The following is a 22,360-nucleotide window of genomic DNA, read 5'->3' as shown; positions in this document are numbered from 1 at the left end:
ACACCCCCATGCTTCACCAGGAACCCCCCTTGAGGAGTATGCCCCTGTCGGTGAACCTGAGCTCCGCTATACTGCTTGAATGGTTCATGCCCCTGCTTTTGAGTATCCGGAGGAGCCTCCGGTACTCCCCGTTTGTCCTCACATGTTCAAGGACTATCCAGGTGTCTATGAGTGAGGACAGTTTGAGTTCGGTGGTTGTTGCAGTGAAGGGTGAACTTATAAGGTACGTGAATATTGAGGTGATGCCCCTGCTTTTAAGGAAATCAGTGAACCTTATGAACAGGTTCTTTGAATTCTCGGCCCGGTTTTCAGGGCTACCAGCACCTGCCAGTGCCGTGACAGGGTCAACCAGCACAGCATCGGGTCTGAAGTCCATGACAAGGTCCTGCATTGATGTGAGGTGGGCTTCAAGTCCAAGGGATGTTGGACGATCAGAGTGTATGAGGAGGTTCTCACCCAGGAACTCACCAAGATCGATGCCGATGGACTTCATGTTGCGGACTATCTGGTCAGCGGGCTCCTCGTTGGCAAAGAAGAGGCACCTCTCACCCCTCCTGCAGGATTCAAAGGCAAACTTTGAGAGGAGGCTGGTCTTACCGGCCCCTGTGGTCCCGGATATGAGCACAGACGATCCCCTGTACACGCCCCCGCCCAGCATATCATCCAGGTCCGGTATCCCTGTGGATACAAGTTCCCTGCTCACACTGTAATCAAGGGCCAGGGACGTGATCGGGAATATTGAGACCCCCCTCCTGTTTATGAGGAAGGGGTACCGGTTGAGGCCGTGACCGGAGCCACGGTACTTCACCACCCGGAGGTGTCTTGTCCCCACCTGCCCCTCAAAGGTGTGGGTGAGGTGTATGACACAGTCAGAGATGTACTCCTCAAGCCCATGGCTGGGGGAACCCCCTGAATCCCCTGAGGTGAATACGCTGGTAACCCCCATACCGTTCAGCCACCCTATGAGTTCATGGAGTTCAGACCTTATCAGACCGGGTCTTTCGGTGTCATCAAAGAGGTTATCAACCTTATCAAGGACCACCCTCCTGGCACCGGTCCTCCTTATGGCGTCCTCGATCCTCAGCTTCAGGGCCTCCAGGCTGTAGGATCCAATCTCAGGGTCCATGCCACAGGAAACATCCTCAATGAAGAGTGAACCATCATTGAGGAGCCTCTCAAGGAGCCTGTCTGATGATCTGAAGTTTTCAATAAGGTTTGCTGCGGGTTCATCGAAGCTAACCATGACACCGGGCTCTCCATAGACCGAGGCACCATTCAGGAGAAACTCCATTGCAATGAAGGTCTTACCGGTCCCGGGGCCCCCGTATATCAGCGTGTTACGGCCCCTTGGAAAACCCCCCTCAGTAATCATATCAAGGCCCCTTACACCGGTGGGGGCCTTCTCAATATTCTCAAAGACCAGAAAAAACACCCCCTAACATATGAGAGTTCAGTGCAGCGCAGGTTATACTCCCATGATAATATTATTATACCAGCCACCATAAAAAATAAGCGAATAATACTGAAGGGCCGGGAGTGTTTAAATGGATCACATAATCGAGACAGAGGATATAAGGAAGAGGTATGATGACTTCCTGGCGGTTAAGGGAGTGAACCTGAGGGTCCCTGAGGAATCCATATACGGCGTCCTGGGACCAAACGGGGCCGGTAAAACGACACTGATATCCATGCTCTGCACCATACTCCGCCCCACCGGGGGCAGGGGCACTGTCAACGGGTATGACATAGTGAAGGATGCAAGGAAGGTCCGGGAATCCATTGGGATAGTTTTCCAGTCAAGGGCCCTGGATGATATACTCACAGGCAGGGAGCACCTGGAGATGCACGCCGCCCTCTACGGTGTACCCAGGGATATAAGGGATAAGAGGATAGAGGAGGTCCTGGATCTCATAGCCCTCGGAGACAAGGCAGACGAGTACGTGAAGACCTACTCCGGGGGGATGAAGAGGAGGCTGGAAATAGGCCGTGGACTCATACACCATCCAAGGGTCCTCTTCCTCGACGAACCAACCCTTGGACTCGACCCACAGACAAGGGAGAGCATATGGAGGTACATAGAGAAACTCAACCGGGAGGAGGACGTCACAGTGCTGCTGACAACCCATTACATGGAGGAGGCCGATAAGCTCTGCGATGAGGTTGCCATAATGAGCCACGGCGAGATCATAAAGGCCGACAGTCCAGGGAACCTCAAAAGGGAGCTTGGAGCAGACACCATAACGGTCAGGGTTGACCGGGCACCTGACTTCTATGAACTCCTCCAGAGGCAGGACTATGTCAAGGAGGCCTACCTCATGGATGATGAGGTTAAAATACTGGTTGAACGGGGAGAGAACCTGGTCCCGGAGATAGTTAACCTTGCAGCAAGGAACAGCTACTATGTGAGGGCCGTGGAACTCGAACACCCCACACTTGAGGATGTATTCATAAAGTACACAGGCAGGGGTATAACTGAGGCGTGACCGGTTCCTGATGGTTTCCTGTGTTTCTGCTTGGAGGCGTGATTGAAATGGCTGAAATCGAGGGTATATACACGATATGGCTCCGTGAAATGAAGAGATTCTTCCGGTACAGATCCAGGATAGTCACATCAATAGTCACCCCCCTCCTCTGGCTCATAATATTCGGGACAGGGCTGGGGGCCGCGGTCAGATTCGGCGGTGTCCCGGGGGGATACAAGGCATTCATCTATCCGGGGATCATAGGCCAGACAGTGCTCTTCACCAGCATATTCTCAGGGGTCTCGGTGATAATCGACAGACAGTACGGTTTCCTGAAGGAGATCCTGGTGGCGCCCATATCCAGGGAGTCAATGGTGGTTGGTAAGGCACTGGGGATAAGCACTGCCTCAATGATACAGGCAGCCATACTCCTGGCACTATCCTTCATAGTCGGGATCACCATGTCACCCCAGTGTTTCATTGTGAGCATGTTGATAGCCCTCATAATCTCCATGGGCCTCGGGGGCCTCGGACTGGTTATAGCCGCATTCACCGACAGCATGGAGGGATTCAACCTCATAATGAGCTTCATAGTGCTCCCCATATTCCTCCTCAGCGGGGCCCTGTTCCCCATAACCGGGCTCCCGGCCTGGCTTCAGGGTGCGGTGTACATTAACCCCCTCACATATGCAGTTGACGCCCTTCGATTCACGATACTCAGGGAATCAGTTCTACCCCTGGGCGTTAACATGGTGGTTATAACCATCTTTGCTGTGGTAACGGTGCTCATCGCAGCCTTCCTCTTCAACCGGAAGGAACAGAACATCATGTAGGCCCTCATTGAGTCTGAAGGAATGAAGGAGAATATGGGTTCCCCTGCAAACTCACCTGGATACCCTCTGAGGTCGATGGTTTCAATCGGGACAGCTCCGTATATGTGCTGCAGTGGGGAACCATCACATCAAAATCCTACACCATGCCCTCACTTTAAGGGGGGACTCGGGCATTGAGGACACTTACATAGTAAAGCATGCATATCATCCAGCAGGTCCAGGTTAATCATGAAGAGGAATGGAGGAGATAGACAGCAGTAGCCATCTTCATAGGATATAATGCAGAAATCTGTTACAGATATTACCTAAACAAAAATAGATAAATTTATATACCCTTATGTCAATTTAAATTATTGACATGTAGCGTATTCCATACAATTAGTAGATCTTCCAGAATATATCTAGAAAAATTCAAGGGATTAAAGATGAGGCTTCTTATCAAATTTAAGCCAAAAGAAGATTTTGAATACTATTCAATCAATAATTATACTATTCAGGGCTTTATTTACTCTTTTTTAAAGAGAAGTCCTGAATTTGAAAGTTACCACGACATAAAAGGCTTCAAATATTTCTGTTTTTCGAATATATTTCCTGTTCGTGATTTTGAAAAGGATGAAACCAAGAATCTAATAATTTCTTCACCGGCAATCAGGCTCCTGAAGACGATTGAAAAGGAGATTAAGAAAAGGGACTCCTATTACCTGGGAAAGATTCCCATTCATCTGGAATCAGTGAGCCTTTTCAAACCAAAGATGGGAAGGCAATTTATAACAAGCACGCCCGTAGTCCTATATGAAAAAAATAGAAAAAACGTATATTTTTCAATGAAAAATTCACATGATTTGTCTTTTTTCATGGAGAGAGTGAAAGAAAATGCTTTGAAGAAATACAATGCATTTTATGATGATGACTATCACTTTGATGGAAACATTTTTGACCGGCTACAATACTCTCGAGAGGTTGCTGTAAGGCTTAAAAGGGCAGATAAAATGTTTATTGTCATAGGGACTCTCTGGAAGAATCTTGAAAAGTTTAATATGGATAACAAAAGGTTTTACAAGTTTTTATTGGATTGTGGCATTGGTGAGAAAAATTCACTGGGTTTTGGAATGCTAAATACTTTGGAGGGTGTAAGATGATTACAATAAGCTTTGGTAAGAGGGATTTCCTTTATGATAATGGCCTTGTGAATATCTTTTTTGATCTTAGGAGAGATGAGAGATTTGAAAATATTGATGATTACACTGTGAAATATGGGGATTCTAAATTTGAGCTCTCGGATAATAAGATCACATTTCATGGATCATTCACAGAATTGAAAGAGGTCTATTTCATCTTAAGGAGTATTTATTATTCCAAGGCGTTTGAGGAAACCAACAATAACAGACCTTACTACGATCCAGTAAATGATAGAGTCATTATAGCACCAAAACTTAATGTTAAACCATATTTACAGAGGTCTGAACGCACAAAAGATCTTTTACCCAGGATGCAGGTAACCGAAAAAAAACTTGAAGCTCTAAAAAAGGAGGAAGCTGAGGCTAAAAACAGCTTTGATGGAAAGGTAAGTGGTGACCTTCAGTATGGTAAAAAAGGTAGTAATGTAATGATATACCTTAAACCAGAAAAACTTGGAGAATCAATTTCATCAAAAATAAAAAAAATCCAAGCAGGGGATAAATGCTTCTTCTGTGGAAGTAAGTATTCAAAGTACATAGATGATAAGAACAAAAAAGGATCTTTTTCAATAAAATCTACCAATCTGATATTTGATTTTGGTACGGGGGATCCAAAGCCATCATTTAGAGATTTAAGATTAAAAAAGGATATAACGGCCTGTTTCATGTGTGACCTCATTTATAGATATGGTTTGTTAAATAATTATTTCGTGGACAATAACGTGTTCATCATATCAGCACCCTCACTCACATTCTTGTATGATATAAAGAAGATGCTGATGATTCCAGAGGATTACCTTGAGGAATCTTCAAGAAAGACTAATTTTTTAAAAAAAGGGGATTTTGTTACAAGTGGTCCTTATTCAAGATTGCTCCTCTTAATCCAAAAAATTAAGAGAAAAATAATTGACAGAGATGAACTTGCTTATCTGTCCATAGACTACTTTGTTGTCACATCCCGTGGAGTGGATGATTTAAAGATTTACAACAAGTTTTCGTATATATCAGAATTCTTTGACAGGATTAAAAATTTAAGAAACAAATCAGACACTCCTTTTTTAAATCTACTGATGAATTATTCCTATTATAAGAATATAAGCAAACCTCAAATCAAGAACTTACCAAGAGAAGAGATCTCGAGAAGAATACTACTGGGTCTCCCCATAGACCCTGTTATTACCGACCTTTCTTTTTATAATCTCTCACAGGATAATCCTTCTGGCATTAACCCTCTCCTTATCTATAAATTTCTTACAGAATATCTGGAGGTAACTGGAATGTCTGACATGAAAGAATTGCATAATAAGTGCCAACTCGTTGGAGACAGAATCGGGTATTTTGCAGCCCAATACGATAAAAAGGATATTTTATATTCCATTAGAGAAATAGGAAACTTTGAAAGACTCACGGAGTTCTTTAAAAACCTTGAATACGAAATACTGAAAGAAGATGCTGGAGCTCTCTGGAATTCTTCAACAGAAGATGAAAAAAGGTACGGCGATTTGATTCAGGAAATTCTGATGGATTCCAAAGAAAGCAGGGTAGTTCTAATAAGGAATTATCTGGCTATTTATGCTATACAGAAATACCTATCCACTAGATACGCCAAAAACAAAGGAGGAAATTAGAATGAGCAGGACATTTGCAAATATAGGATACATAACAAAGGTTAATATAGATAACCTCAACAGCAGTGAAAACCCTGGAAATATGGTGGTTCTAAAAAAGGTACAGGATAACAAGGGTGACTATTACCCCTATGTTTCAGGACAGGCCCTGAGATACTACCTTAAGGAGACAATGAATCAGCTCGGGATGAAACTCACCAAGCTGGATAATAAGGGAGAATACATAATAAAAGTTAAAGGGAAAGATAAGGCCAGATACAAAGGAATACTGGACAAACACCCAGACCTGGACCTATTTGGCTTCATGGAAGCAGTTAAAGGGTCTGGCTCAATGGCTCTTAGAAGGTGGTCACCGGTAAAGGTCTCCCCTCTCGTGAGTATATTCCCATGGAATGGAGATAGCGATCTACTAACCCGGAAAAAAGAAGGTCAGGAAGGCGGAGATCTTGTCAAAGTTGAAATAAACACCTTCAACTTCATGAAGGGGACAATTGTAATAGATATGGATGTAATTGGATCCATTGTCGATGAACTTAGTTATGATATCGAGCCTGTCATTGACCCAGAAGAAAGGAGAAGAAGGGTGGAATATCTGGTAAATGCACTTAAAAGTATTGATGGAGGAGCAAAAAAGGCAAGGCTCCTGGATGACCTAACCCCGAAATTTGTAGTTGTCACAAAACAGAAAGCAGGTACACCCATCTTCCTGAATTCTCTCAGAGTAAACGAAGAAGGCGGTATTGACATTGACCCCGTTAAAGAGATCCTTGATGAATTTGATGACATAATAGAGGAATACAGTATAGGCATAAGATCAGGCATATTCACTAATGAAGAGGAGATCAGATCCGAGTTTAAGGAAACTGTGACATCCGTTAACAAAGCTCTGGATAATATAAAAGGTTGGTTGTAACTGGTGTTAAAATGGATGCAGTGAGATTCATTGTTGAGGGTCTTATTAATTCTTTCAGGATACCTCAGACATCGGTTCATCAGCTTACATACCTTGCCCCGACGAAGACCCAGGTCGTAGGCATGCTCACAAACATCATGGGTAAAAATGAGAGGGACTATTACGCCTTTCTTGATAAATTAGGGATTGGAATAGTCCCCCTTCATATAAATTCCATTTTCAATGACGCATGGACCTTTAAAAAATGGAAGTCTTCTGGAGCTGGTAGGGACATACTTCAACGTGAAAGGATCTACATGGGCAAATTTTTAATCTATGTGTTAACACAGGACTCCCATCTTCTCGATGATGTGATGAGATCTCTTAAGTATCCTTCAAGAGTTCCATCTCTTGGTATGGATGATGAGATGGTGATCATAAGAGAGCCGCAAAAAATTACCATGGAATCAAGGGAGGAAAGCACCGTACACAGCGTATTTACCTTGGAAGAGGGCATGAAGTTCAGGTATCAGCCACTGGCAACAAAAGTCTCTAATTTATTCCCGCCCAGAGTGATTTCAGTCAATCTCAACTTTAATAATAATGTAACCCCAAGAAAACCCACTAAATTTGCTCAGATAGTAGAGTTTGCAGGTCTTTCATGTGAAATGAGCAGAAATAAAGATCTTTACATTGACGAAGAGTACCACTATAACATAGAGTTCCTGTGATTCATTCAGTTACTACTTTTAACGGGGTGACGATGATGCTAATGATGAATTTAAAGGAGTTTGTCAGCGATCATAGAGCCAGATTTGAGGAATTATATGACACAGATCCTTCTTTTTTTGAGGAGAATCTTATAGCGAAAACCAATGATGAAAAATCATTCACCCTTGAAGGACATACGAGGGGGGCTTTAGAATCATTAAGGAAATTTCTCAATGAAAATACAGAGACCTTTGATTCATTTGCAAAGCGACACAAAATCGAAAAACAGCTACTCTTAGATGTATTATTTTTTGCAGTGTTTTTTCATGATATAGGAAAGGGAACCCTTGAATTCTATAATGATAAAATTTTAAAGAAACAGAAGTCATACCACCCCTTGTACTCTGTTTACTTTACTTATAACCTTGAAATGCCTAAAATTGGAGATGTTGACTACATTACGCTTTCGATACTCACACATCATACACTTCTTCACGATGATATTTATTCGGATGAAAGATTTGCGGAGCTGGAACCACCCACCTTTTTTAAGGAGACATTAAAATTTGCTAAAGAATATAAAAGATATTATAAAGAATTTTTTAATAGACCATGCCCCTACGAATTCAAATTTGAGCTGCCGTCCAAAAAGCCATACAACCTATTGAGGGACACATTTTCCTGGTCATCATGGGGAGAAGGAATCATTGATAACCTGAACACTATGCTCAGCCAAGCCACTCCTTCGAAAAAGAAAGAAGTAAAGGAGATATATGGCTTCATCACAGGAAACTTAATTAGAGCAGACTGGTTTTCAAGTGGATCCTATGAACTTGATGCAGAATTAATTTCTAAGGATGAACTTATCGATAAAATAAGAGCCAGAGCCAATTTAAGAGGTCATGAATTTCATGGTCTAAAGAGATTCCAGGAGGTCTCTTCTAAAAGTTCAGACAACATTTTTATAAAAATACCGACAGGCGAGGGTAAAACGGAAGCAGCCCTCTTATGGGCCTTAAATAATCTGAAGAACAGGCATACTAAAATAATATATACTATGCCCACGCAGGTGACTAGCAATTCAATGTATAAACGTCTTAAAGACTATTTTGGAAAAGATAAAGTGGGTATATTGCACGGATCATCTTCTATTATACTTGCAGAAGAATATAATGACGATCAGGAAAAGATTTGGAAGGAAAAAATAATTAACAAAACCTTTTCAAAGCCTATAACGGTTTCTACACTTGACTCATTTCTTTTGAGCTTTTTCAATGTTTATAAGTGGCCTCTCTCCCAATTGAATGTAGAAAACTGTCTCTTAATTGTTGATGAGGTCCATTCCTATGATTGGCAAATGATGGGTGTTCTAAAAAGAATATTGTGTGAACTTAATAATAGGGGCTGTAAATTCGCGATAATGAGCGCAACCTTCCCTGTGAATGTTGAGAATATTCTCTTAGAGGATCTGGACTATAATATGATAACTGAGGAGGGCCTTTTTGAGCACAGACCCTTTTCATTGAAGGCCGAAAATTCTTCTATCCTTGATAAAATAGATAGCATAATAAATAAATTCAATAATAATAAAAAGGTGCTTGTTGTCCTTAACACTGTTAACAAAGCAAAAGAGGTTTATAGGGCACTGGAAGAGTCCGGAAGCTTCAAAACAAGCGATTCTTTTGACAGGGATTCTAACCTAATTCTCTATCATTCTCAATTCACAAAGGCCCATAGAAAACAAAAAGAAAGTGAAATTGAGCTTAAAGAAAAATGGAAAAACAGGGGACTAGTTGTTGTAGCGACTCAGGTGGTTGAAATTTCCCTGGACATAGACTTTGATGTACTTTTCACAGAAATAGCACCAATAGATGCGATAACTCAGAGATTGGGTAGAATAAATAGATCTAAAGATCCGCATAAAAAAGGAGAGGTTTACATAGAAACCTGTATAGAAGCCGAAAATGGAAATGGTCGATGGGTCTATCCCTATGGGAGAGAGGTGATAGAGTGTTCGAAGAACATAATAGAGGATGGGGAGCCGTCCCTGGGTGAAATGAGTGAAATGGTCTTTAATCTTTACACATCCCTCCTTGAAATAGAGTCAATTAACCTTTCTTTTAACAAAAAACTCGAAAGAGGCTACAATAAGTACGATGAAATCATCAACAAAAGAGGTCCTTACACCATTCGCTTCAGGACTGAGAACATGGAAGAAGTTTCACGTTTACTCTCAATTAGAGATGTTGATGAGAGATTTGAAAAAATTGATGTAGTTCCTGCTGCATTCTTCGATGAAGAAGATCCTGATAAGTTTGAAAATACTGTGGGGATTTACAAATGGCTATTTCTTAAGATGCTACGTGAAGGGAAGGTGGATGATATGAAAAGGTTCTATCTTATTCATGGGGTTAATTATAGTTATGCCTATGGGTTTGAGGTTTCTGAAGGGGAACTCTGGAACATTATATAGTTTAAAGTGATTTCATGAAAGTAACTGGTGTCATGGTTCAGTATTATGTGGCCTGTAAGCGAGAATTATGGTTCTTTGCGAACCAGATAAACATGAACTATGATAACGAAGACATACAGATGGGGAGGCTCCTCCATGAAAAAACTTTCTCACGAGAAAAGAAAAGCATAAACTTCGGAGAAATTTCTATAGACTTCATGAATAAGAAAAATCTGACTATTTTTGAAATAAAAAAGTCAAGCAGCCTTGAAGAGCCTGTCAGATATCAGCTTTATTATTATTTATGGTATATAAGGAAATTCACAGGAAAAAACGTGAAAGGAGTGCTTGTGTACCCTACTGAAAAGAAAAGGGAAGAACTCCACTTAACGCCTGAATTGGAGTCGGAAATCGAGAAAATTGTTGAAAGCATAAAAAATGTTGTTAAAATGAAATACCCCCCTAAACCCGTTTCTAAACGTTACTGTCGTAGATGTAGTTATTATGAGTTCTGCATGATCTAACAGGTGATTCAATGAAGGACCCTTTGTATATAACTTCTCATGGGATACTGTCCCGGCAGGGAAATACATTATATTTTATCAATAAAGACATTAAGAAGCCTCTTCCAATAAACCGCATAAACGAGATAAACTGCTATGGTAAAGTTTCAATTAAATCAGGGGCATCATCTATATTGATGAAAAAGGGCATCCCGGTTAATTTTTTCAATAAATACGGTTATTATGAAGGGTCTTTATACCCGCGCGTACAGCTTAACTCCGGGCTTGTGGTGGTAAAACAGGCGGAACATTACTTGGATCCAACGAAAAGATCAGAAATCGCGAGGGAGATGGTTCTCGGTATTAAACATAACCTACTCAAAGCAATGAAGTATTACAAAAAAAGAGGGAAGGATGTTAGCGAATATATTGAGATGATAGAGAAAGAGGTTGTGGAAGGGAATGTTGCGCAGATAATGAGTAATGAGGGCCGCATGTGGAATTCTTATTATCAGAGCTTTAATAAGATCCTTAAAAGGTTTAAAATGGATAAACGTGAAATAAGACCGCCAACGACAGAATTAAATGCCCTTTTATCCTTTGGTAATTCATTATTATACGTATCCGCATTATCTGAGATATATCACACCTATCTCCATCCATCTATTAGCTTTCTGCATGAACCTGCTGAAAGGAGGTTTTCACTTGCCCTGGATATAGCAGATATCTTTAAACCGCTAATAGTTGGCAGAGTAATATTTAAACTAGTAAATAATAACATGATTTCAGAGAAGGACTTTGATAGAGATGTCGGTGTAATGCTTAAAGACAGGGGTAAACAGATTTTCCTCAAAGAATATCAGGCTAAGCTTGATACGACTATAAAGCACCCTAAACTCAAAAGAAAGGTATCCTATAAGTATCTGATGAGGCTGGAGTCCTATAAATTAATAAAACACTTTCTGGGCGATCAGAAATATGAGAGTTTCAGGGCATGGTGGTGAAACTGTAATTTATTATTTTAAGCACTTTTTTAGCAGGTGATTAAGTGTACCTCCTGGTGGTTTACGACGTTGATGTCAAAAGAGTTAACAAGGTTCATAAATTTTTGAAAATGTATCTTCATTGGAGACAGAACTCAGTTTTTGAAGGCGAAGTAAGTAAAGCGCAGTTTGGTGAGATAAAAACAGGACTCAGTGAATTGATAGATGATACATGTGATTCTGTGATGATTTATGAATTTCCCAGTAAAAAATATGTTTCTTCGCATGTCCTTGGAATTGAAAAGAACACTATTGGTTTTATAATTTAAGTCAGCCTTTATAAATAAGAGTCATCATTATAGGCAGACTTATAAGCATGTTAAAACAAAGCATTTTCAGCAAGTATTTAGCCTAAAAACAAAATAATCGGCTCGGCTTTAAAATAGACTGAATAGTATGGAAATATTTTCCGGTCTGAGTTAAGTGCAGGGACAGTGTTGTGCTTTAAAATAGACTGAATAGTATGGAAATTTGATGGGGAGGGTTCTTTGTGGTTTCGAATGAATGCTTTAAAATAGACTGAATAGTATGGAAATAAATCACAGTTTCATATAGTGTTCCTAATTGGACTCGCTTTAAAATAGACTGAATAGTATGGAAATTAGATTGTCCTGTAATCAGCTACCGTGTCAGTCCCGCTTTAAAATAGACTGAATAGTATGGAAATACTTGAGTGACGCATTCAGGTTTGCATGTCACATCATAGCTTTAAAATAGACTGAATAGTATGGAAATCTCGACTGGTTCGTCCTGGGTGCAGTTATGGGTTGGGGGCTTTAAAATAGACTGAATAGTATGGAAATTTTTCACAATTAGAGGGCAGATATCAGTCCATATTGGGCTTTAAAATAGACTGAATAGTATGGAAATTTCTCTCACATGTTCCCTTATCTCACGCATGTTCCTCGCTTTAAAATAGACTGAATAGTATGGAAATAGCACCGTTTCAAAATTTTTATGAACTTCATGAATATTGCTTTAAAATAGACTGAATAGTATGGAAATTATACAGATATACCGAAGTTAGGGATTTCCATACTAGCTTTAAAATAGACTGAATAGTATGGAAATTCCTTACGCCTAGCTCTCTGAAGGGCTAGGTCATACAGGCTTTAAAATAGACTGAATAGTATGGAAATCTCACTGAAAAGTCTCAGAGCCCCGGGGATCTGCGGGCTTTAAAATAGACTGAATAGTATGGAAATCGAGTACAGGTCACTCACAGCGGATGGGTACAGTTACAGCTTTAAAATAGACTGAATAGTATGGAAATGGAGTTCACGGGCAGTCTCCAATGGTGGTTTAAGGCGCTTTAAAATAGACTGAATAGTATGGAAATATGAAAATGGGGGCTTGGTTGTGGAGGTCTTACTTCGCTTTAAAATAGACTGAATAGTATGGAAATCATCTATACTCCTGCGGACCGTCAGTACCCTCCCCCGGGCTTTAAAATAGACTGAATAGTATGGAAATTGGGTTGTAAAGAAGTAGAATTAGAATTGTTCAGTGGGCTTTAAAATAGACTGAATAGTATGGAAATTTATATTCCTCAAGTGTGAGAATGTCACACTTGTAGAGCTTTAAAATAGACTGAATAGTATGGAAATTTCGTCGATTAGGCGTTTAATATCGTCAAGACGGTCATTGCTTTAAAATAGACTGAATAGTATGGAAATGCCACGCTAAACGGTCTGATCCAATGCCGGTTCATAGCTTTAAAATAGACTGAATAGTATGGAAATTATATTGATATAACGAATATCCAGGAGAATAAGCAATTGCTTTAAAATAGACTGAATAGTATGGAAATAATCATTCATCTGTTCAATAATATCCATAAATACCACGCTTTAAAATAGACTGAATAGTATGGAAATAATCATTTTCAACGTTTAACAAAACCCGTTCCGCCCGGCTTTAAAATAGACTGAATAGTATGGAAATGTATCTCCCCCTTTTTATGTTGTCAAGGGTGTTTTGCTTTAAAATAGACTGAATAGTATGGAAATTGGGTACTATTTTGTGGATATGTTAAAATTGTAGCTTTAAAATAGACTGAATAGTATGGAAATATAATAGTCGGGCATTTTGTATTCTAATTGCTATTTCGCTTTAAAATAGACTGAATAGTATGGAAATTACTCCTCAAGCGTAATGATATTACACATGAAGAGTGCTTTAAAATAGACTGAATAGTATGGAAATTGATGAATAAGCTATTTCCGGGCGTTTTTTGGGAAAAGCTTTAAAATAGACTGAATAGTATGGAAATAGGCTTTAAGGTTGCTTAAAGCTTTATTTGGTTTATTGTGCTTTAAAATAGACTGAATAGTATGGAAATTTTTCTATATCTTCGTCATCTCCAATGTGTAAAGCCCGCTTTAAAATAGACTGAATAGTATGGAAATAGTGTTTGTTTATGTTTTTAGTTGTTATTTTTGTTTTAGCTTTAAAATAGACTGAATAGTATGGAAATAGTACCTAATCGAAAGAGGGTATTCAGATGAGTATAGGGCTTTAAAATAGACTGAATAGTATGGAAATGAAGGTGATAGGATCACCATCACCTTCAACGAAGAGGGCTTTAAAATAGACTGAATAGTATGGAAATTGGGATGGCCTCTCCGTCAAATGTTATCTCTGTTGCGCTTTAAAATAGACTGAATAGTATGGAAATGGAGGGTGGAAAGGGAAAACCTGACACCCTCAAAATGGCTTTAAAATAGACTGAATAGTATGGAAATTCCTGTCAATAAAACTCAATATGTCACCCCATAAGCTTTAAAATAGACTGAATAGTATGGAAATCATTCCACATAAACCCTTCCTCAAACAGGCCATATTCCGCTTTAAAATAGACTGAATAGTATGGAAATCTCCTACATCAAGGATATAGGTTCAAACCTTGTTGAGCTTTAAAATAGACTGAATAGTATGGAAATAAGATTACGCGGTAGATCTCTACCGCGTAGCGTTAGGCTTTAAAATAGACTGAATAGTATGGAAATGTGACAGTTCATTGGTTTGTCGTTTGCTGTCAGGCTGGCTTTAAAATAGACTGAATAGTATGGAAATCCGGTATACCATTCACGGAGTGGTAGTGGGTCATCGGGCTTTAAAATAGACTGAATAGTATGGAAATTGAGTCCAGTCCTTGTAACTCCATGCATATCAGTGATCGCTTTAAAATAGACTGAATAGTATGGAAATCGTGAACGTGAAACATGTCTTCAACAAAGCAGATCATGCTTTAAAATAGACTGAATAGTATGGAAATGGGCGATCAGCCAGTACAATCAGGTTGGGGAAGACCCGCTTTAAAATAGACTGAATAGTATGGAAATAGACGTTCTGGTGGAGTTTTGGCTTGTAGGCTTGTCTGCTTTAAAATAGACTGAATAGTATGGAAATTCCGCGTTCCCGCGCGGGCAGATCGCAGGGTACTATGGCTTTAAAATAGACTGAATAGTATGGAAATAACTCGCTGACCTCCTGTCAGCGCAGATAGAAGAGCTTTAAAATAGACTGAATAGTATGGAAATTGTACTCCCGTGTGATGACCTGGCCTGTTTCTCGGAGGCTTTAAAATAGACTGAATAGTATGGAAATTGTTCAACGTATCCTTCTCTCCCTTTCAGGAGTTCCTGCTTTAAAATAGACTGAATAGTATGGAAATAAAGGGTGGTCGATGACGACCGCCTATACCTTTACGTGCTTTAAAATAGACTGAATAGTATGGAAATCACTGCTGCAGGATGTAGTAGTTGATGACGTAGAAGCGCTTTAAAATAGACTGAATAGTATGGAAATAAGGCCCTGCGCCCTGCCTCGTAGCAGGTCCTCATGAGGGCTTTAAAATAGACTGAATAGTATGGAAATATACTCCTCTCAGGGCCAAGGGAGAGATAATAGTCGAAGCTTTAAAATAGACTGAATAGTATGGAAATTTGAAGAGGTGAAAAGAATGGAGATAGGAAAAATGGGGCTTTAAAATAGACTGAATAGTATGGAAATCTGCGCCTAATTGCTATGTAATAGAATTCGTCAGCTTCGCTTTAAAATAGACTGAATAGTATGGAAATTCCTATTCAGCTCTTCATCGCTATATTCATCTGAATGGGCTTTAAAATAGACTGAATAGTATGGAAATTGCGGAGTCTGCGTGGTCTGCTCCAGGGGCAGTCACGCTTTAAAATAGACTGAATAGTATGGAAATTTGATTGCGCGGGCTTCCCTTTTTGGATCATCGTGGGCGAGCTTTAAAATAGACTGAATAGTATGGAAATGGCCCTCACGGGATTCCAGGAGGAGCCATCTGATGGCGGCTTTAAAATAGACTGAATAGTATGGAAATTAATGATCGTGATGGGTCGGGCGACTTCCTCGTAGAGCTTTAAAATAGACTGAATAGTATGGAAATAATGACCCTGACACAGAATACAATGCATTCAAGGCCCGCTTTAAAATAGACTGAATAGTATGGAAATATCTTCAATTTCATTTTCTCCCCTCTTCAAGGGGATCAGGCTTTAAAATAGACTGAATAGTATGGAAATTGAAGAGGTTATTCATGAATTGGGTGTGCCGGGTTCTGCTTTAAAATAGACTGAATAGTATGGAAATCTCTTCAGCAGAAACAGGAAGACAGAGGACAACCCCGGCTTTAAAATAGACTGAATAGTATGGAAATCGGTCATAGTGCCTGCTGTTCCGGCGTCGAATGTGGGCTTTAAAATAGACTGAATAGTATGGAAATATAAACTTGATAAACTTGACACCACCCTGTCATCAATGCTTTAAAATAGACTGAATAGTATGGAAATACACCAACGGATGCTGAATGGAATGCTGAGAACAAGACAGCTTTAAAATAGACTGAATAGTATGGAAATGGTGGAAATAATCAGAAAAAAGAAACATAGAAAAAAGAGCTTTAAAATAGACTGAATAGTATGGAAATTGGTGAATATCGATGACTGGAAGCACAGGGCAATATAGCTTTAAAATAGACTGAATAGTATGGAAATTATAGTAGTAGCTACATAAGTATGTATGCAAGCAGTGCTTTAAAATAGACTGAATAGTATGGAAATACGTTGAGTACTTGGAGTTCCTGGAGCCACCAGAATTGCTTTAAAATAGACTGAATAGTATGGAAATGTATCTGTGCTATGAGTTTAAGTACACGATAAAGTCCGCTTTAAATAGACTGAATAGTATGGGAATCAACTAACGGCGTGTCATGTTATTGCTTTAATAACAATATAGAAGTGACAAAACTTATATTCGTAATATAAAGCTATAACGAATAATAGAACCGGTTGACCTAGATCTTATTTTATGATTAACATTTCATTACAGCCGGTCTCCTCATGGTACTTAACCTTCCTTATCTTCATGTCATAATCATTAAATTCATCCATCAACGGTTTGAGGTGTACAGAACGTTTTCTTCTGTGTATATTGTACACAGGAAATATTCTAACCTCTTTCCCGATCCTGAGCATCTCCCTCACAGATTCAGCATGGAAACTGTAGTCCAGCAGGTCCTCATACAGGAAAAGGAAATTTGCAGATACCACCAGGTCAAATTCTCCATCTTCAAAGGGAAGATCCGGGAGTTCGCCGGCTATGTACCATGAGGGGTTCCTTTTATAGTCATCCAGGAACCTGCTGAGTACCATCCTCCTGTAATCTTCAACGGGTCTTCCATCCACCTTTAAATCCCTTAAAAAGTCTCTGTGGTTCGTAGTGTATCTCCTGAAGCTTTCATATGCCATTTTTTTAATTTCATCGGGTGTCCTCCTGTACAGGGGGTCCAGTGCAGTTACATTGAATCCCCGGTCATGCATTTCGCTCCTGAATGAACTCACACCTGCAGCACAGTCGAGGATCCTCGTCCCCTCGAGTTCTAAAGGGTCCAGGTTGAACATATCAATGTATTCCCTGAGCCCCCTCCCAATGAAAACCACAGCCTTCATACAGTTTGATTGTATGACCATCTATAAATTCCATTCGATATGGCCATATATTGACCATCTGATGTATATGTCATCTGCAAGATCATATAATTCTGACCGGTTTTTAGTGCCTCATCCCTCATTTTTTTGTCTTTCCGGGAATTATTAGAAGATTATAAATATCTCCATGAACAGAATAGATAAACGTGTAAAAAAATTGAAAGGGGGGTGAAAAATGAAGAGATTTACACTGGCACTTTCGCTTCTTCTTCTGGTTCTTGCAGTGGGAACCGTAAGTGCCGCAGACTCTGATAATCAGACTGATTCTAATGCACTCATAACAGGTACTGTTACTCAGTGTAACGGTACAGATCCATTTGAGGGCGCAGTTATAAATGTGGCCTCCATGGATGGCTCTACTGTAGCATCAGGGGTAACGGGTTCTGATGGAAGTTACTCTGTGAGTTTCCAGTCACCTGACCGGACATTTGTTGTCTCAGCTCTTGCAGCGGGGCATGTGGTACCTTCAAAGACGGTGACTCTTGATGAGTCAGGAAGAGCCACTGCCGACTTCAGGCTCGGAACCCTGAACCTGACCAAGGGTTCATGGGACATCATAGGGCTTGACCATAACAATGTGAACGTCGGCCCCAACCAGTACCTCATCCAGATACGTGTCAGGAACGATGCCCTGACCACCGCAACTAATGTAACAGCCAACCTCACATTCACTTCAACCAATCCCTACGTCTACCTCGCGGCGAATGAAACAGCCAGCAAGTACCTGGGTGATATAGCACCGGGTGCAACGGTGGATGTCTTCTACCTTGTGGAGGTATCAAGGAATTCACTTGCCTACCTGACGTCCAGGAATTATACGGTGACGGTGGGCGGGACGAACACGGGTTCCGCTGACACCATAAACGGAACACTCTATGTTGAGAAACTTATCTCACAGAACCGTAATGACGTGGTATCCATAACTGTGAGTAACCCGGCACCGGCCATTGGAGACGTGATTGCAGTCACAGTCGTATCAACAACGGCATCAGCCGGATATGATATCGTTAACCTTCCACTAACCAACTACAACCCGGCAATTATCCAGCCCATCAACGTAACGGTGACCTACGGACCAAACACCAGCAACAATGTACGCCTTGACGCACCGGGTCAGACAAACTTTGTATCTGTCTGGCTGTTCAACGTTACCGGCGCAGGGGTGACCAGGCTCTTAGGTCTCATAACAGACAGGAGCGGTTCAAGCTACCACTACAACTCAGACTTCGGTGAGAACATCACCATCAGGGCACTTGAGAGGGCCGACCTTGCAATTGCAAAAACGGCCAATAACACGGCACCCAACATTGGCGATACCGTCAGATTCACAATCACCGTGGTGAACTACGGCCCAAACAATGCCACCGGCGTTTATGTAACGGATCTTCTACCACCACAGCTGAGCTTCGTATCAGCAACTGCATCTAGGGGAACCTACAATAGCACCACAGGTATATGGACCATAGGAAACCTCGGATACTTCGAGACGGTAACCTTGAACATCACAGCCACGGTCACAGCAACAGGACCAGTTGTCAACAACGCCAACGTGACAGGTGACGTCTTTGACCCCGACATGGCAAACAACTACGCATCAGCAACCCTGAATTCTCCACCGGCATCAGACCTCACCATAGACAAGTCTGTTAACAATCCGGAACCCTATGTGGGTGAAAATATTCAGTACACAATCACTGTGAGCAACAGGGGACCTGATAACGCAGCAGGGGTTGTGGTGGAGGATGTTCTGCCGGCTGGACTGATACTCATCAGCGCGACGCCATCCAAGGGCTCCTACTACATGGGCACATGGAATGTGGGGGCACTGAACTACCTTGAAATAGCAACACTCACAATAATAGCCAGGGTCAACGCAACTGGATCACTGACAAACTTTGCAAATATCACATCACCAAACTTTGATCCCAACCCGGATAACAACAATGACACCGCCGAGGTGGTGGGAATCCCGGTGGCTGACCTGCGTATAGTGAAACAAGTGAGCGACCCGCGACCAAACTTTGGATCCGTTGTGACCTTCACGGTTGCTGTCACAAACCTCGGACCGAGCAACGCCACAGGTGTAACCGTCACAGATATACTTTCACCGGGCCTTGTCTACCTCAGTCACAGTGTCACACAGGGAACCTACAATGCCACAACCGGTGTCTGGTACATCGGAGCACTGAATTACGCGGCATCAGCCCTGATGAACCTCACAGTCCTTGTTAACACAACAGGTGATTCAAATAACACAGTATCAGTCACCGGTAATGAGCGCGACCCTGACAGGACCAACAATGATGCGGTATCAACCCTTAAAGCGGTATCAGCAGACCTTAGCATCCAGAAGACCGTTGACAGACCTGTTATAAATAACGGGGAAACCGCCACCTTCACGGTGATCGTGAGGAATGCGGGTCCAGACACACCATCAAATGTCGTGGTCTCAGATCTCCTGCCTGCAGGACTCTCAATCATATCATACACGGTTACACAGGGATCCTTCAACACAACAACTGGCGTCTGGGAGGTTGGCTCACTACCGGCCCTGTTCCAGGCAACCCTCATACTAATTGTAAGGGCAACCCAGGCAGGCTTCCAGACAAACATAGTCAACGTATCATCAGAGCTTCCAGATCCACTACCCGGAGACAACGTTGATGCGGTTACAGTTGATGTGAGGCCAAGCGCGGATGTTAAGATCACGAAGACCGTCAGCAACACAGCACCAGACTTCGGTGACACCGTGGTATTCTACATAACGGTAACGAACCTTGGACCGGACACCGCCACGGTTGTGAGGACCGTTGATACAATGCCATCAGGCCTCGTCTACCAGTCCCACGATGCATCCGCGGGTATCTACTTCTTGGAATTCAATGTATGGACTGTTGATTCACTGGCACCCGGTGCATCAGAGACACTGAACATCACCGTGCTTGTCAATGCCACGGGTGAGATGATAAACACGGTCTCAGTCACGAGCACCGAGTATGACCCTGACCTGACCAACAACCATGCTGCTGGGCTATTAAATGCAGAGGCCGTGGCTGATATCGCGGTACAGAAGACGGTCCTCCTGACACCAATCAACAATGGACAGATAACAAACTTCACGGTCACTGTCACCAACAACGGACCGAACGATGCAACAGGTGTCGCTGTAACGGATATACTACCACCAGGACTCGGACTGCTCAGTCACAGCGCCTCACAGGGAACCTTCGCAGGCGGGCTCTGGACTGTTGGAGACCTTGCAAATGGCACATCAGCAACCCTGGTGCTTGAGGTAATTGCAAATGCCGCAGGCATATTCACGAATTACGTGAATGCATCAGCCGAGGAGTACGACCCTCTGCTCTCAAACAACAATGCAACTGCTCTACTCACCGTGAACCCATCATCAGATATATCAATCACAAAGACGGTGTCAAACAGCACACCGAACTTCGGTGAGCAGATAACCTTCTTTGTGACGGTTACGAACAATGGACCCGACGATGCAACAGGGGTTACGGTAACAGAAATGCTTCCAGAGGGCCTTGTCTACCAGTCACATGCAATTTCACAGGGTATCTGCTATCCCCTTGCATGCATCTGGATAGTTGGAGACCTTGCAAACGGTGCATCAGCAACCCTCAACTTCACGGTCCTTGTGAACACCACAGGTGAACTGATAAACAGGGTTCAGGCAGTTGGGGATCAGTTCGATCCATACCCTGAAAACAACACTGCAAACGTCACAGTGACCATCCCACCGGCTGCTTATCTTGTGATAGATAAGGTGGTTAATGAGACGGTGGTTGACTTCAATGATACTGTGAGGTTCGTGGTTTCAGTTACCAATATGGATACTGATGATTCAGCGGGTGTTGTTGTTCATGACGGGTTACCTGCAGGTCTTGGCTACCTGAGTCACAGTCGTTCACAGGGAACCTATGATGCGGGTACTGGTGTGTGGCTTGTTGGTTCACCGGTGAGGGATAATGTGGCGACTATGGAGATTATAGGCAGAGTTGTTGTGAGTAACACTACCTTGACCAATATTGCCAATGTCACGTCTGATACGTACAATCCGAACCCTGATAGGGATGCTAACGCCACTTTCACAGTCAACCCACGGGCAGAGCTCACCATCACCAAGACGGCTGATAGGAGGGCTGTACGCCTCGGACAGAACGTGAAATTCACAGTAACGGTGACAAACAATGGACCTGATACTGCACTCAACACAACAGTGGTTGACAGGCTACCAGATTCAATGAGGTACGTATCATCCAGCGCCACTGTGGGATCATACAATCCGGTAACCGGCGTATGGCTGATAGGAGACCTGCCATCAGGTTCAAGCGCAGTCCTTGAAATAGTGGTCCAGATGATAAGGCGTGGCACATTCATCAACGTGGCAACGGTGAGCTCAGGCTCATCAAGCGGCGGCAACAACACGACAGAGGTCGATATCGAGGTCACAGAACCCACACCGGGTCCAGGACCTTCACCTGGCAGGGTACCGATGCAGCCAACGGGTGCTCCGGTAGCTGCACTCATGGCAGGCCTGCTGCTTCTAGCTGCAGGTTCAGCCATAGCAAGGAGAAGATAAAAAAATTTCCCTTCATTTTTTATTTTGGTATCCAT

General features: G+C 42.0%; 13 protein-coding genes and 1 CRISPR repeat array. Of the genes, 11 read left to right on the top strand and 2 right to left on the bottom strand.

Annotation, left to right across the window (positions count from 1 at the left end):
* Positions 1 to 13: 13 nt before the first annotated feature.
* On the bottom strand, positions 14 to 1,432 hold the full coding sequence (gene kaiC, locus tca_RS05185; protein ID WP_245942748.1) for a circadian clock protein KaiC: 1,419 nt from the start codon (positions 1,430 to 1,432) through the stop codon (positions 14 to 16).
* A gap of 112 nt (positions 1,433 to 1,544) precedes the next feature.
* Between kaiC and tca_RS05180 the strand changes: the two genes are divergently transcribed.
* The 10 genes from tca_RS05180 to cas2 all read left to right on the top strand — a co-directional run bounded on the left by tca_RS05180 (position 1,545) and on the right by cas2 (position 11,971).
* Positions 1,545 to 2,483 (top strand): ATP-binding cassette domain-containing protein, encoded by a 939-nt coding sequence (locus tca_RS05180; protein ID WP_115891984.1) that lies wholly within the window; start codon positions 1,545 to 1,547, stop codon positions 2,481 to 2,483.
* A gap of 47 nt (positions 2,484 to 2,530) precedes the next feature.
* On the top strand, positions 2,531 to 3,295 hold the full coding sequence (locus tag tca_RS05175; protein ID WP_286709234.1) for an ABC transporter permease: 765 nt from the start codon (positions 2,531 to 2,533) through the stop codon (positions 3,293 to 3,295).
* Positions 3,296 to 3,720: 425 nt separating this feature from the next.
* A complete protein-coding gene (gene cas6, locus tca_RS05170) occupies positions 3,721 to 4,434 on the top strand; it encodes a CRISPR-associated endoribonuclease Cas6 (RefSeq protein WP_286708628.1) in 714 nt (237 codons plus the stop codon).
* Positions 4,431 to 6,101 (top strand): hypothetical protein, encoded by a 1,671-nt coding sequence (locus tag tca_RS05165; RefSeq protein ID WP_286708627.1) that lies wholly within the window; start codon positions 4,431 to 4,433, stop codon positions 6,099 to 6,101. The genes cas6 and tca_RS05165 overlap by 4 nt, the downstream gene beginning before the upstream one ends.
* 1 nt (position 6,102) lies before the next feature.
* Positions 6,103 to 7,014 carry a type I-B CRISPR-associated protein Cas7/Cst2/DevR gene (gene cas7i, locus tca_RS05160; RefSeq protein ID WP_286708626.1) on the top strand — a complete coding sequence of 304 codons (912 nt, stop codon included), beginning with the start codon at positions 6,103 to 6,105 and terminating at the stop codon, positions 7,012 to 7,014.
* A gap of 11 nt (positions 7,015 to 7,025) precedes the next feature.
* Positions 7,026 to 7,724 carry a CRISPR-associated protein Cas5 gene (gene cas5, locus tca_RS05155; RefSeq protein WP_286708625.1) on the top strand — a complete coding sequence of 233 codons (699 nt, stop codon included), beginning with the start codon at positions 7,026 to 7,028 and terminating at the stop codon, positions 7,722 to 7,724.
* A gap of 35 nt (positions 7,725 to 7,759) precedes the next feature.
* The gene (gene cas3, locus tca_RS05150) at positions 7,760 to 10,177 is read left to right on the top strand and encodes a CRISPR-associated helicase Cas3' (RefSeq protein WP_286708624.1); all 2,418 of its coding nucleotides are present in this window, start codon (positions 7,760 to 7,762) and stop codon (positions 10,175 to 10,177) included.
* Between the two features lie 14 nt (positions 10,178 to 10,191).
* Positions 10,192 to 10,680: a CRISPR-associated protein Cas4 gene (gene cas4, locus tca_RS05145; RefSeq protein WP_048175677.1), complete on the top strand. Its 489-nt coding sequence runs from the start codon at positions 10,192 to 10,194 to the stop codon at positions 10,678 to 10,680.
* Positions 10,681 to 10,691: 11 nt separating this feature from the next.
* Entirely contained in the window at positions 10,692 to 11,663 is a 972-nt protein-coding gene (gene cas1b, locus tca_RS05140; RefSeq protein ID WP_048175676.1) for a type I-B CRISPR-associated endonuclease Cas1b, read from the top strand.
* Between the two features lie 44 nt (positions 11,664 to 11,707).
* Positions 11,708 to 11,971 carry a CRISPR-associated endonuclease Cas2 gene (gene cas2, locus tca_RS05135; protein WP_286708623.1) on the top strand — a complete coding sequence of 88 codons (264 nt, stop codon included), beginning with the start codon at positions 11,708 to 11,710 and terminating at the stop codon, positions 11,969 to 11,971.
* 105 nt (positions 11,972 to 12,076) lie between these two features.
* Positions 12,077 to 16,928: direct repeats of the CRISPR family, unit length 30 nt; unit sequence GCTTTAAAATAGACTGAATAGTATGGAAAT.
* Between the two features lie 107 nt (positions 16,929 to 17,035).
* On the opposite strand, the gene tca_RS05130 is transcribed toward cas2, so the two are convergent.
* On the bottom strand, positions 17,036 to 17,683 hold the full coding sequence (locus tca_RS05130) for a hypothetical protein (RefSeq protein WP_286708622.1): 648 nt from the start codon (positions 17,681 to 17,683) through the stop codon (positions 17,036 to 17,038).
* Between the two features lie 214 nt (positions 17,684 to 17,897).
* On the opposite strand from tca_RS05130, the gene tca_RS05125 reads away from it, so the two are divergent.
* Entirely contained in the window at positions 17,898 to 22,325 is a 4,428-nt protein-coding gene (locus tag tca_RS05125; RefSeq protein ID WP_286708621.1) for a CARDB domain-containing protein, read from the top strand.
* Positions 22,326 to 22,360: the final 35 nt, after the last annotated feature.

It is taken from the genome of Methanothermobacter sp. EMTCatA1, from assembly GCF_002356395.1.
GTDB classification, from domain to species: Archaea; Methanobacteriota; Methanobacteria; order Methanobacteriales; family Methanothermobacteraceae; genus Methanothermobacter; species Methanothermobacter thermautotrophicus.
This window is presented reverse-complemented; position numbering and strand designations above follow the sequence as displayed.